The organism is Clostridium sp. C2-6-12 (assembly GCF_009928485.1).
In the GTDB taxonomy this organism is placed as follows: domain Bacteria; phylum Bacillota; class Clostridia; order Clostridiales; family Clostridiaceae; genus Clostridium.
Genome location: NZ_JAABNP010000008.1, coordinates 1 through 13396 on the forward strand (window position 1 = coordinate 1; position 13396 = coordinate 13396).

Sequence of the window (13396 nt, forward strand, 5' to 3'; positions counted from 1 at the left end):
TATCAGCCCCCATTACGGACTTTCACCGATTAGTACGTGCCCATGCTGGGCACACGCACATAAAGAGAGCAGTATTTTTACTGCTCTCTTAAAGTTCACCTTATAATAATGCTAATTCAAAATGTTTAGATTTGATTTATCTTTGTTTTTTAATTCTCTAATTGCTAACCCACAATAAATTAATGATATTAAATAAAATAAAACCGAAAATTCATTTAAAACAATACCCGAAATAGCTAATAATGTTTCAAGCAGCAATGGCATTGTCATAGCATAAAAGCTTAATATACAGGTTTTGCGATAATTTAATTTGACATTCATAAAAGAACTAATCGTTAAGCTTAGTGGTGCTAATATTATACATCCTGATGCTAAATTCGATATAAATGATATTATTGGATCAAAAAATAATAACATTACAGGGAAAATTATTTTTAATAAAGACATTATATTTTGTATTGTTTTATTTGTTACATTCATTTCAGGAATGTCTGAAAATTTCATAACTTGAACAGTTTTATATCTTTGTTTAATAATAAATTCATTTGAATCTATATAGACAACATCAGCATATGTATCTGAAATTGATTTATTAGTTTTACCTGTTGTATCAACAATTAAGGTAAAACCATCTTTTCTATAGTATATTGGTTCAGCCGAATCTACAGTTAGCAAACCATTTTTTAATTCAAATTGTGGGGCATATTTATTAAATTCAGTTTGCATATCTGTTGTTTCAGATAAAAACTGATTTATTCTATTTACATTAGTTATTGTAGAAAATATTAAAGTAACTAAGAAAATATATAAAAGTGCTTTTCCAAATCCTTGTGCTAAAAATTCTTTATAGGCAGGGAAATTGAAAAAGCTGTATGCAAATTTGTGCCTAAATCCCATTTTGGTGTTCAATGAAAGACCTCCTCAATTGATGTAAAATTATCTGATTCTTGATAATTATATCACATTGATTCAGAATGTGACAGAATGTTTGCATATTTAATTGAAATATGTTATCATTACGTGAGTTAAATAAATATATAGACAGTTCGTTAGACCATCCTGTCTCTAAACAAAACTAGGCAATTTAATTTTAAATTAGTGAAATTTAAGGTTAGTTTTGTTGTGCTAGTTTTTGCACTGACAAAACTATTTTTTTATGTTAAAAATAAGGATTTATATGATTTAAAAAAATATATTACTAAAACAAAAGGAGAAAATTATGTTTATAATAAAAAGTGAAGTACAATTTGATATGGCTCATTATTTAAGTGGATACGATGGGAAATGTTCTAATATTCATGGGCACAGATATAAATTAATAGCTAAATTAAAAGCAGAAACTTTACATAAAGAAGGTCAGCTTAGAGGTATGGTTGATGATTTTTCAAATTTTAAAGATGCTTTAAAGGAAATCAGTGAGATTTTCGACCATAAATTAATTATTGAAAGCAATGAAGAAGGAAAAGAATTAGCCAATAAACTTAATGAATTAACTAATAACTTTAATATTTATTTTGTAAACTACAGACCAACTGCTGAAGAAATGTCTAGAGATATTTTTAACAGATTAAAAGCAAAAGGGTTAGCAGTTTGCGAAGTTGAATTATTTGAAACACCAAATAATAGCTGTATATATACTGAAGATTAATTGGAGGTAAAAATGTTTAATATAGTTGAAAAATTTTTATCAATAGATGGAGAAGGTCCAACATCTGGAGAACTTGCTGTTTTCATAAGATTTCAAGGATGTAATTTACGATGCTCCTGGTGTGATACCACATATTCTTGGGGCACAGAAAGTACAAGTGAAACTTTAAGTGCTAAGGAAATTTATGATTATATAAAGGAAAATAATGTAGTGAATGTTACATTAACAGGTGGAGAACCTCTTATTCAAGATAATATAGATGAACTTTTAGTTCTTTTAAATTTAGATAATGGTTTGAAAATACATATAGAAACAAATGGAGCTATTGATATTGAACCCTTTAAAAGAAAACATAAAGGTGATAATATCAGTTATATAGTTGATTTTAAGCTACCAAGCAGCAAAATGACTGATTCTATGAATATGAATAATTTAAAGGTTGTAGAAAACAGAGATGTTTATAAATTTGTTGTAGGTAGTATGGAAGACTTACAAATGGCTTATGAACTTATTACTAAATATGATTTAACTTCAAAATGCTTGGTTTATTTAAGTCCTGTTTCGGGAAATATAGCTATGCAGGAAATAGTTGAATTTATGAAGGATAAAAATTTAAATAAAGTTAGATTACAAGTACAGCTCCATAAAATAATTTGGGACAAAAATGCAAGAGGAGTTTAAGGAGGTTGAGATATGCCAAAGAAGATAGATACTAAAAAAATTGAAGAATGTATAAGAGAAATTATTATTGCCCTAGGGGATGATCCCAATAGAGAAGGTTTACTAGATACACCTAAAAGAGTTTCGAAAATGTACGAAGAAGTTTTTGAAGGTATGACACTTTCAAATGAAGAAATAGCTCAAATGTTTGGAACAACTTTTGAAAATGAAGACTTTTCTGAAACTCATAAAAATATGGTGGTCGTTAGAGATATTCCTATTCATAGTTATTGTGAACATCACTTAGCACTTATGTATAATATGAAGGTTACTGTAGTATATCTGCCAAAAGAAAAAATCATAGGTCTTAGTAAGATTTCAAGAATAGCAGATATGGTTGGGAGAAGACTTCAGCTCCAAGAAAGAATCGGAAGTGACATTGCTGAAATTGTGTCTATGGTTACAGGGAGCAAGGATGTTGGTGTACTTATAACAGGAGAACATGGTTGTATGACTTCTAGAGGAATAAAAAAACCTGGAACCCTTACTACAACTACTACATTTATTGGACAGTTTCAGTCAAATGATATGTTAAGACAAGAAGCGTTATTAATAATGAAATAATGAAATCAGTTAAGAATTACTCATATAAAAAGAGTGCTATGCACTTCTAAGAAGAGTGGCTATGCCACAATGCGGAACTTATCTGCACTACTCAATATAAGTTTGTATAGGAGTTATGTATAAAACCTTTCAAGCTTTTGTGAATTGATTATTAATAATTTTTATTATATGCAAAAAACACTCTTAAAAATGCATCGTGCATAATAGTGTAATTCTTAAATAGATAATTGGAGGAAAATAATATGAATAAAAAGGCTGTTGTGGTATTTAGTGGAGGACAAGATTCTACTACTTGCTTGTTTTGGGCGCTTAAAGAATTTGATGAAGTTATAGCTGTTACTTTTGATTATAATCAAAAGCATAGAAAAGAAATAGAATGTGCAACTAGTATTGCAAAGGAATTAGGTTTAGAACATCACATATTAGATATGGGATTGCTTAATCAATTAGCAGCAAATGCTTTAACTAGAGATGACATTGAAATAAAGCTTGGAGAAAATGGAGAGCTTCCTTCAACCTTTGTAGAAGGACGTAATATGTTATTTTTGACTTTTGCAGGAGTACTTGCTAAGGTTAAAGGTGCAAAACATATTGTAACTGGAGTTTGTGAAACAGATTTTAGTGGATATCCTGATTGTAGAGATGTGTTTATCAAATCTCTAAATGTTACCTTAAATTTAGCTATGGATTATGATTTCGTTGTTCATACACCACTTATGTGGATTGATAAAGCTCAAACTTGGGAGCTGGCAGATAGCTTTGGAAAATTAGATTATATAAGAGAAAAAACGCTTACTTGCTATAATGGAGTAATTGGAGATGGCTGTGGAACTTGTCCAGCTTGCGTATTAAGAAAAAAAGGGTTAGATACTTATTTGGCCAGTAAAGAAAATAAATAATAAATTAACTCCTTGTTGCTGGTTTATAATAAAACAATTAATTTTACTAGTACAATATGTTAATTTATTCTTAAATAGAAGAGGAGAAAAATAATGAGTGAAAGCGGAAGAAAATCAAAAGAACTTGAAGGAATTAGCCTTCTTGGAAATCAAGGCACAAAATACGATTATGGATATAATCCAGAAGTTTTAGAGGTTTTTGATAATAAACACCCAGATAACGATTATTGGGTAAAGTTTAATTGCCCTGAATTTACAAGTCTTTGTCCTATTACAGGTCAACCAGATTTTGCAACTATATATATAAGTTATATTCCAAATATTAAAATGGTTGAAAGTAAATCTTTAAAATTATATTTATTTAGCTTTAGAAATCATGGTGATTTTCATGAAGATTGTATGAATATTATAATGAAGGATTTAATAAAGATTATGGATCCTAAATACATAGAAGTATGGGGAAAATTCACTCCTAGAGGTGGTATAAGCATAGATCCATACTGTAATTATGGTATGAAGGGAACTAAATTTGAAGAAATGGCTACATTTAGAATGATGAATCATGATATGTATCCAGAAAAAGTCGACAACAGATAATTAGGATAATTAACAATTTAGGAGGAAAAGCCTGCGGGCTTTTCTTTAAGTTGTATTTTTTTAGTTATACTAGAGGTAAGTTAAAGAATATAACGAAACAGTAAATTGTAATTGTTAATTGTTCATTGTCAATTGAATTAAGGGGGTTTTTAATTTGAGTAAAGTTATTGTTATAGGTGCAGGTCCTGCAGGTATGATGGCAGCTCTTCAAGCAGCTAAAAAACATGAAGTAATATTATTAGATGGTAATGAAAGAATAGGAAAGAAATTATTTATTACTGGAAAAGGAAGATGTAATGTTACTAATGCTAAGGATATATCTGAGTTTTTTGAATACATACCTGGAAATCCACATTTCTTGTATAGTTCTTTATATAGTTTTACTAATGATGATACAATGAATTTCTTTGAAGGTGAAGGAATAAAATTAAAAGTGGAAAGAGGAGATAGAGTTTTTCCTGAGTCAGATAAATCCTCTGATATTATACGAGGATTATCAAATGCTTTAAGCAGGACACATGTACAAATTAGATTAAATTCAAAGGTTACTGATGTAAAATTTAAAGATAATAAAATCACAGCTCTTGAAATTAATAATAGTGAAAATTTAAAAGGTGATTATTTCATTATGGCAACTGGAGGTGCATCCTATCCTCTTACTGGTTCAAGAGGTGAAGGACAAAAATTTGCAAAAAAGCTAGGTCATAATATTGTGCCTTTAATGCCAGCGCTTGTACCAATTGAAGTGACAGATCCGAGTATTAAAGAACTAATGGGATTATCCTTGAAGAATGTTGAAGTTGTTATTAAAGAAAATGACAAAAAGACAGTTTATAAAAACTTTGGAGAGATGCTATTTACTCATTTTGGAGTTTCTGGGCCTCTTATATTAAGCGGAAGCAGATTCATAAAGAATGATAAAAAATATAAATTATATATAGATTTAAAACCTGCTTTAAATTTAGGTGAGTTAGATAAGCGAATTCAAAAGGATTTCAGTAAATATATAAATAAAGATTTTAAAAATTCCTTAGATGAATTATTACCACAAAAGCTTATTCCTATGATTATTAAGCTATCAGGGATTCCAGATAATAAAAAAGTAAATGAAATAACAAAAGAAGAAAGAAAAAACTTAGTTAATGTAATTAAAAATTTAGCCTTTGACGTTAAGGGCTTAAGACCACTTGAAGAAGGAATTGTAACAGCTGGCGGTGTAGATATTAAAGAAATTGACCCATCTACTATGAAGTCTAGAATAGTAGAAAATCTTTCGTTTGCTGGAGAGGTAATGGATGTAGATGCCTTTACAGGTGGCTATAATGTTCAAATTGCATTTTCTACAGGGTATATTGCAGGGAATAATATCTAGTGTTTTAAGGCTTAACTATGTGTATACATGTTTTTAATATAAATTTAAGTTAAATGGATGATTGAGGAGGATATTCTTTAGGAATATAATTTTATTATTATTTTGAAAAGCCAGAACAGAATGCTTTTCTTCCTTAATTATTCATTTTTCATCTTATAATATTTTACCCAAATAATAAGATATATTTTATGTGTGTGCAGAATTAAGTCATATAACACAAGTATTTTGAATAAATAAATATTTTCTTGTTTGAATTAAGAAAAAATTATATAATCTTATTGAAGACAAAATTAATGAGGCTTAGAAATGGGGAGAAAATTTTGAAGATTTCAGTAGCAATAGATGGACCGGCAGGAGCTGGGAAAAGTACTATAGCAAAATTAGTAGGAAAAAAATATAACCTTATGTATATTAATACTGGGGCAATGTATAGGGCGGTAGCTTTAAAAGCTATTGAAAATAACTTATCACCAGATAAAGTTGATGAAATTTGTGAACTTATAAGCACTATGGAAATGCATTTTGAAAATGATGATTTGATTTTAAATGGTGAAAATATTCAGGAAAAAATTACTATGCCAAACATTAGTAGCGAGGTATCTGCATATGCAAGTATTCCTGAAGTTAGAACAATGCTTGTGAAACTTCAAAGAGATATGTCAAATAGATTTGATGTAATCATGGATGGAAGAGACATTGGAACCGTTGTTCTTAAAGATTCCAAATTTAAATTTTTCTTAACTGCTAGTGCTGAAGAAAGAGCTAACAGAAGATATAAGGAATTAAAAGAAAGAAATGTAGAATGTTCTTATGAACAAATCTTAAAAGACATTATTGAAAGAGATTACAAAGATACTCATAGAGAAACAGATCCATTAAGAAAAGCAGAGGATGCAATAGAAATTGATACAACTGCGTTAGATATTAATGGTGTTGTAAATACAATAAATGAGTATATTGAAAAAGGAAAGTAAGCTAAATAAGGAGATCATAATGAGAGAAGTTGTTTTAGCAAAAAATGCAGGATTTTGTTTTGGAGTTCAAAGAGCTGTAAATGAAGCATTAAAAATTCAAAAAGAATATAATGCAAAGATTTATACTTTAGGACCTTTAATACACAATAACGATGTTGTAAAATTTTTAGAAGAAAATAATATATTTTCAATTGAATTAGAAGATATAGATCAATTAAAAGCTGATGATGTAATTGTCATTAGGTCTCATGGTGTTTCTCAAGCTGTTTTAAATATACTTAAGGAAAAAAAATTAACTGTATTAGATGCTACATGTCCTTTTGTGACTAATATTCAAAAAAAGGTTAAGAAATATTCAAATGATGGTTATCATATAGTAATATTAGGCGATAAAAATCATCCTGAAGTAGTTGGTATAAATGGATGGTGTGAAGATAAAGCTATAATTACGAAGGATGGTACTTTTGAGGAGCCAATACCTGAGAAAGTATGTTTAGTATCTCAAACTACTGAGAAACTTAAAAATTGGGAAAATACTTTAAAGAGCTTAAGTGATGTGAATGAAGTATTAGCCTTTAATACAATTTGTTCAGCTACTGAGGCTAGACAAAAAAGTACAAATGAAATATCAAAGGATGCAGATGCTATGATAGTTGTTGGTGGAAAAAACAGTTCAAATACCACTAAATTGTATCAAATAGCAAAAGAAAACTGTCCTAATACAATTCACATTGAAAATATTAAAGAATTGCCGCTTGATTTTATTAAAAATAAAAATATAAAAAAAATAGGCGTTACAGCTGGTGCATCTACACCAGATTGGATTATTAAGGAGGTACTTGATATTATGAACACAGAAAATAACAATTTTGAAGATCAATTATCATTAATGAATGAACTTGATAAAAGGTTTGCTATTGGTGATGAAGTACAAGGAGATATCCTTTCAAAGACTAGAGATTCTGTAATAGTTTCTCTTGTAGGATATAAGGCTGATGGTGTTATACCATATTCAGAATTATCAGCTAAGGAAGATCCTATAGTTTTTGCTGATAAGCTTAATGTTGGTGACTCAATCAAAGCTAAAGTTATTAAATTACAAAATAATGACGGATATGTAGTTTTATCAAGATTAGAATATGAAAGAGAAGAAGCTTTCAAAGAATTAGAAGTACTATTTAATGAAGGCAAAACTTTTGAAATAACTATAAAAGAAGCTAAAGAAAAAGGATTAGTTGGAGATTATAAAGGAGTTAGAGTATTTGTTCCTGGCTCTCAAATCGATGTTAAATTTACTGAAGATAAAAATGAATATGTTGGTAAAAACTTAGAAATTAAATTAATAGACTTTTCAGCTAAAAATCCAGTGAAGGTTGTTGCTTCAAGAAGAATATTATTAGAAGAAGTTAAAAATGCTGAAGATGCAAAAGCTTGGGAAAGTTTTAATATAGGTGATGTAGTTCGCGGTGAAGTTAAGAGATTCACAAACTTTGGTGCCTTTGTTGAGGTTAATGGAATAGATGGATTATTACATTTATCACAAATTTCATGGAACCACATAAAGAATGCTAGCGATATATTAAAGATAGGTCAAATAGTTGAAGTTAAAATTATTGACTTAGATAAAGAAGCTAAAAAATTATCATTTAGTATTAAAGAACTTCAAGAAAAACCATGGGATAATGCAAAAGCAAAATATCCAGAAGACTCTATTGTTCTTGGTAAAGTTGTTAGATTAAACGACTTTGGTGCTTTTGTTGAATTAGAACCTGGAGTAGATGGTTTGGTTCATATTTCAAAAATATCACACAATAGAATAGAACACCCATCAGAAGTATTGAAAATTGGTGAAGAAATCAAAGCTAAAATTTTAAGCGTTGATGAAGAAAATAAGAGAATAAGCTTAAGTATAAAAGATATCTAAATTTAAGCTAATAAATTAAAATAACAAGTTAGGTGCAAATTATATATCTAATAATTTAAAATACACATTTATTATTTTATTAATTTGTGTTTTAAGTTGGCAGATAAATAAGTAAGTATACTAGCTTGTTATTTTTATAGTAATTTAAGAAAATAGATATAAGAGGTAAAGGGGATAATTGACATATGAAAGTAAATAAAGTTACTAAGGTAAAACCCTTAGCTGAAACAAGATATTTAAGCTTATATGAAGCAGAATATGAAAATAAAATTGGAGAGCTTAGAACATGGACTGTAGCCTCAAGAAAAAATAATGAAACCCTTCAAAAGCAGTATTTTGAAAATCAAGAAGATACTAATGATGGAGTGATTATTGCTGCTTATCATAAGACAGAAAAGAAACTTGTTATAATAAAACAATTTAGAATTCCTCTAAACAGTTTTGTATATGAATTACCGGCAGGACTTATTGATCCAGGTGAAACTGCAAAAAGTACTATTGGCAGAGAATTAAAAGAAGAAACAGGATTAGAATTAGAAGAGGTTTTAGAAAATAGAGGCGCTGAAAAAGTATATGTTTCAGCAGGTATGACAGATGAAGCATTGGCACTTGTATATTGCACATGTACAGGTGAAATATCAGATGAAAATCTTGAAGCCGATGAATGTATAGAACCACTTTTAATATCACAAGAGGAAGCCAAAAAGTTAATACAAACAAAAGAAAAATTTGATATTAAGTGTTTTTTGCTCCTTCAAAGCTTTGCATTGTTGGGAGAAAAATTATTTGTTGAATAACTATAAATATTATTAAAAGGATTAGAAAATGATATGTTTTATTTAACTACTTCATTTTCTGGTCTTTTTAATTTTTTTAGATTATTTTAGTTTTTAGTATATTTCACAGTAGTATAAATATTTTATTGGGAATATAATTAGTTTTGTTAATAAACGTTAAGTAAAAGGGGTATTTAATATGGATGAAAACAAAAGAATTAAGAAGAAATTACTTAGAATAACGTGGCCTATTTTCGTAGAAAGTTTACTATTGTCGACCCTCGGAACTGTAGATACATTAATGGTGAGCAGATATTCTGATAATGCAGTTGCAGCAGTAGGAGTATCTAATCAAATAATAAATATGATTAATTTACTTTTTGTAGTAATAACTGCAGGTACTTCTATTTTAGTGGCCCAGTATATAGGTGCCAATAAGGATGGAAAGAAGAGTAATGAAATATTTCAGTTATGTGGTATGTCTATTGGTTACAATGCTTTAATAGGACTAGTTTTAAGCTTAATATTATCATTTTTAGGAATAGAATTTTTAAAACTATTAAATACTTCTAATGATATATTATATTTAGCTAATGATTTTTTAAAGATTGTAGGTGGATTTATATTCATTCAAGCAATATCAATGACATTTACTGCTATTTTGCGTCCTCATGGTTATGTTAAAATATGCATGTATGTAACACTGCTTATTAATGTTATAAATGCAATTCTTAATTACATACTTATCTTTGGTAAATTTGGCGCTCCTGAACTTGGAGTAGTAGGTTCAGCACTGGGGACAACTATAAGTAAATTTATTGGATTATGTATATTGGGAGGTTTTGTTTATATAAAGATACTCAAAGGTTATTCAATAAAATTATTATGGCCTCTTCCCCTTATACATCTTAAGAATGTTATGACAATAGGAATTCCATCAGCTGGTGAAAATATGTCTTATAGTTTAGCTCAGCTTGCATTAATGAGCTTTATTAATACCATAAGTGTTGAAACTGTTACAACAAGAAGTTATGTTAATAATATAGTAAGCTTTGCAGTTTTATTTTCAGCTGCACTTGCCCAAGGTAATGGAATAATAGTAGGCAGGTTAATTGGTGAAAAGAAAAATGATGCGGCTTTGAATTTTGGATTTTTTTCAATAAAAAAAGCTATAATTTTATCTACAGGAATGGCTGGAATATTTGCTATACTTGGGCATCCTTTAATGAGAATATTCACTGAAAACCAAGAAATCATAAAACTTGGTGCAACAGTAATTTGGATTGATGTGATATTAGAAATAGGACGAGCCACTAATGTTGTTGGTATAGGGGCGCTTAAAGCAGTGGGAGATGTTAAATTTCCAGTAGTTATTGGAGTCTTTTCTATGTGGGTTATAGCTGTAGGGCTAGGGTATGTACTTTCAATACCATGTGGACTTGGGTTAATAGGAATATGGATTGGCTTAGCTTCAGATGAGTGTTTTAGAGCTATTTTAGTAATATTTAGATGGAAAAATCGTAAGTGGGAAGGTAAAGCATTTGTGTAAATTATATTACAGTTAATAATTAAGGAAGAAAAGCCACAGGCTTATAGATAAATTGATATTTTTTAGAAATAGAGTTGCAATTTCATCATTAACTCTTAACTATGAACTCATAACTTATAGCTGTATATGGTTGTCAGAATAAAGATGGTAAATTTCTTGTAATAGTAGTAAACTATTATTAAATTTAATTTCTATGGGGGGCAATAGATATGAATACAGAATTCGAAAAAATCAAAAAAGCAAATGTACTTATAAATTCACTATGTATTTTTACTAATTTAAGAGAAGATAGTGTATTAGTAAAATACAAAAAGTTATTAAAATATCTAAGTAAAAAGGATATTTCTATAGAAAAAGGAATTACCTTTTACAATGATTTTGTTTATGAGCTTTTAAAAAAAGCTGAGGGGATATCATTTAAGAAGTACATAATTGATTTAATTTTTTTAGACAATAATTCCTTTACAGCTATGATTGATCGTGAGGATTTAAGCAATAAGTACATTGTAGAGCAAGTTAAGTACGAGCTTAAAGCTCTTGAATATATTACAAGCATCAATTCAGAGGATTTAAAAGAAGCTATTATACATAAGTCTAAGGCAAAAGAATTTGAAGCAGAAATTATAAGCTCATTAATAAACTTTGAAGTTAATTCTAATGAAGATTATAGTTCGTATAAAGCAATGGATAAACTAAAATTAAATATTCTTAATTGCGATAATTGGGGAGATTCTTTGGAAAACATTATAGAGTTTTATAAGCAATATGGAACTGGAATATTTGGTGAATATATAGCTTTTGTTTGGGAGCACGAAGAAGACAAAACCTATCTTAGAGGTATAGATGCACCAGATCCTATTAAATTAAAAGATTTAGTTGGATATGAAGATCAAAAGGAAACAATCATTGAAAATACTAAACAATTTTTAAGTGGATATCCAGCTAATAATATTTTACTATATGGTTCTAGAGGCACTGGAAAATCTTCGACTGTTAAAGCTATTATAAATGAATATTATAGTGAAGGCTTAAGACTTATAGAAGTAGATAAAAATAAGCTTGTAGATTTTACAAAAATAATAAGAATTCTTAAAAATAAAAAATTGAAATTTATAATATTTGTTGATGATTTGGTATTTGAAGATGGAGAGGCTAGTTATTCGGCTTTAAAGACCATTTTAGAGGGTGGAGTAGAAAATAGGTCTAATAACATATTGATCTATGCAACAACTAATAGAAAGCATCTAGTGAAAGAAACCTTTAGCGAAAGAGCCTCAGATGATGTTCACGCTAATGATACTATAGAAGAAAAATTATCTTTATCAGATAGATTTGGAATAACTGTTTCCTTCTATTCGCCAGACCAAAAAGAATACTTAAAAATAATAGATGGAATAGTTGAAGCACGTGGACTTGAAGTAGATATGGATTATGTACATGCAGAAGCTTTAAAATGGGTAAGATGGCATAATGCACGTTCTCCAAGAACAGCAAAGCAATTTATAAATTGGCTAGAAGGAACATTAAAAAATAATTAAATGAAAAATAGAAGGTAACTATACCTTCTATTTTTTATGTCTCATTAAAGGTTAAAGCATATAATACTTTATATTAACATTATTCTTACTCAATTCTAATCTCTTAACTCATAACTCTAAACTGATCTAAGCGTTAGTTGTAGTTGGAGGAGTATAAACTCTTGCTGCAAGTTCATCATCTAACATATATAAAGCAGCTGGATTATTTTCAGCTCTTTTAATTTTCTTTAAAATAGTATTAAATGTATTTTCCTCTTCAACTTGCTCGTTAATAAACCAGTTAAGAAGACTTATAGTTGCATGTTCTTTTTCTTCAGTAGCTATGTCAGCAATTTTATATAATCTGCTTGTTACAACTTGCTCATGTTCATAACCTGTTTCAAATACATTAATTACATTATCAAAATTGCTATGAGGCTTTTCTATTTGTTCTAATGTGACAACACCGTTCTTTTGGAATATATAATCATAGAATTTCATAGCGTGAAATAATTCTTCTTGAGATTGAACCTTAAAGAAGTTTGCAAATCCACTTAAATCAATAGATTCACAATAAGAAGCCATAGCTAAATAAACATATGCTGAATAAATTTCAAAATTAACTTGAGCATTTAAATGTTTTAATAATTTTTCACTTAACATATTCATCTCTCCCTTTTATATAAAATTCTCTCATAAATAATAATAAATATTATTTAAGAACATTTTACAACTTTTTTGTTATTTTAGCAAATCATATTTACATAAAATGCTAATGTTTTTCTATACAAAACTTATCTATAATTATATAGGATATATGTCCAGTTAATTTTTATTCACAAGCATAAGTAAATAT

General features: G+C 28.6%; 13 protein-coding genes. 11 read left to right on the forward strand and 2 right to left on the reverse strand.

The window, feature by feature from the left end:
- Positions 1 to 111: 111 nt before the first annotated feature.
- A complete protein-coding gene (locus GXK56_RS08260; protein WP_160686996.1) occupies positions 112 to 909 on the reverse strand; it encodes a DUF1189 domain-containing protein in 798 nt (265 codons plus the stop codon).
- A 310-nt stretch (positions 910 to 1219) separates the two neighbouring features.
- Here GXK56_RS08260 and GXK56_RS08265 point away from each other — a divergent pair, with 310 nt between their 5' ends.
- The 11 genes from GXK56_RS08265 to GXK56_RS08315 all read left to right on the forward strand — a co-directional run bounded on the left by GXK56_RS08265 (position 1220) and on the right by GXK56_RS08315 (position 12561).
- Positions 1220 to 1648 (forward strand): 6-carboxytetrahydropterin synthase, encoded by a 429-nt coding sequence (locus GXK56_RS08265; protein WP_160686997.1) that lies wholly within the window; start codon positions 1220 to 1222, stop codon positions 1646 to 1648.
- A 12-nt stretch (positions 1649 to 1660) separates the two neighbouring features.
- Positions 1661 to 2329, forward strand: coding sequence for a putative 7-carboxy-7-deazaguanine synthase QueE (queE, locus tag GXK56_RS08270; RefSeq protein ID WP_160686998.1), 669 nt, complete (start codon positions 1661 to 1663; stop codon positions 2327 to 2329).
- Positions 2330 to 2341: 12 nt separating this feature from the next.
- Positions 2342 to 2932, forward strand: coding sequence for a GTP cyclohydrolase I FolE (gene folE, locus GXK56_RS08275; RefSeq protein WP_160686999.1), 591 nt, complete (start codon positions 2342 to 2344; stop codon positions 2930 to 2932).
- Positions 2933 to 3174: 242 nt separating this feature from the next.
- Positions 3175 to 3831 (forward strand): 7-cyano-7-deazaguanine synthase QueC, encoded by a 657-nt coding sequence (queC, locus tag GXK56_RS08280; protein WP_160687000.1) that lies wholly within the window; start codon positions 3175 to 3177, stop codon positions 3829 to 3831.
- Positions 3832 to 3924: 93 nt separating this feature from the next.
- Entirely contained in the window at positions 3925 to 4428 is a 504-nt protein-coding gene (gene queF, locus GXK56_RS08285; RefSeq protein WP_160687001.1) for a preQ(1) synthase, read from the forward strand.
- A 154-nt stretch (positions 4429 to 4582) separates the two neighbouring features.
- Positions 4583 to 5800 (forward strand): NAD(P)/FAD-dependent oxidoreductase, encoded by a 1218-nt coding sequence (locus tag GXK56_RS08290; protein WP_160687002.1) that lies wholly within the window; start codon positions 4583 to 4585, stop codon positions 5798 to 5800.
- A gap of 293 nt (positions 5801 to 6093) precedes the next feature.
- Positions 6094 to 6774, forward strand: coding sequence for a (d)CMP kinase (gene cmk / locus GXK56_RS08295; RefSeq protein ID WP_202127850.1), 681 nt, complete (start codon positions 6094 to 6096; stop codon positions 6772 to 6774).
- Between the two features lie 19 nt (positions 6775 to 6793).
- Positions 6794 to 8698, forward strand: coding sequence for a bifunctional 4-hydroxy-3-methylbut-2-enyl diphosphate reductase/30S ribosomal protein S1 (locus GXK56_RS08300; RefSeq protein ID WP_160687004.1), 1905 nt, complete (start codon positions 6794 to 6796; stop codon positions 8696 to 8698).
- 185 nt (positions 8699 to 8883) lie between these two features.
- Positions 8884 to 9495, forward strand: coding sequence for an NUDIX hydrolase (locus GXK56_RS08305; protein ID WP_160687005.1), 612 nt, complete (start codon positions 8884 to 8886; stop codon positions 9493 to 9495).
- Between the two features lie 178 nt (positions 9496 to 9673).
- The gene (locus tag GXK56_RS08310) at positions 9674 to 11023 is read left to right on the forward strand and encodes an MATE family efflux transporter (protein WP_160687006.1); all 1350 of its coding nucleotides are present in this window, start codon (positions 9674 to 9676) and stop codon (positions 11021 to 11023) included.
- A gap of 209 nt (positions 11024 to 11232) precedes the next feature.
- Entirely contained in the window at positions 11233 to 12561 is a 1329-nt protein-coding gene (locus tag GXK56_RS08315) for an ATP-binding protein (protein ID WP_160687007.1), read from the forward strand.
- 126 nt (positions 12562 to 12687) lie between these two features.
- Here GXK56_RS08315 and GXK56_RS08320 read toward each other — a convergent pair whose 3' ends face one another.
- Positions 12688 to 13203 carry a ferritin gene (locus GXK56_RS08320; RefSeq protein ID WP_160687008.1) on the reverse strand — a complete coding sequence of 172 codons (516 nt, stop codon included), beginning with the start codon at positions 13201 to 13203 and terminating at the stop codon, positions 12688 to 12690.
- Between the last annotated feature and the right edge of the window lie 193 nt (positions 13204 to 13396).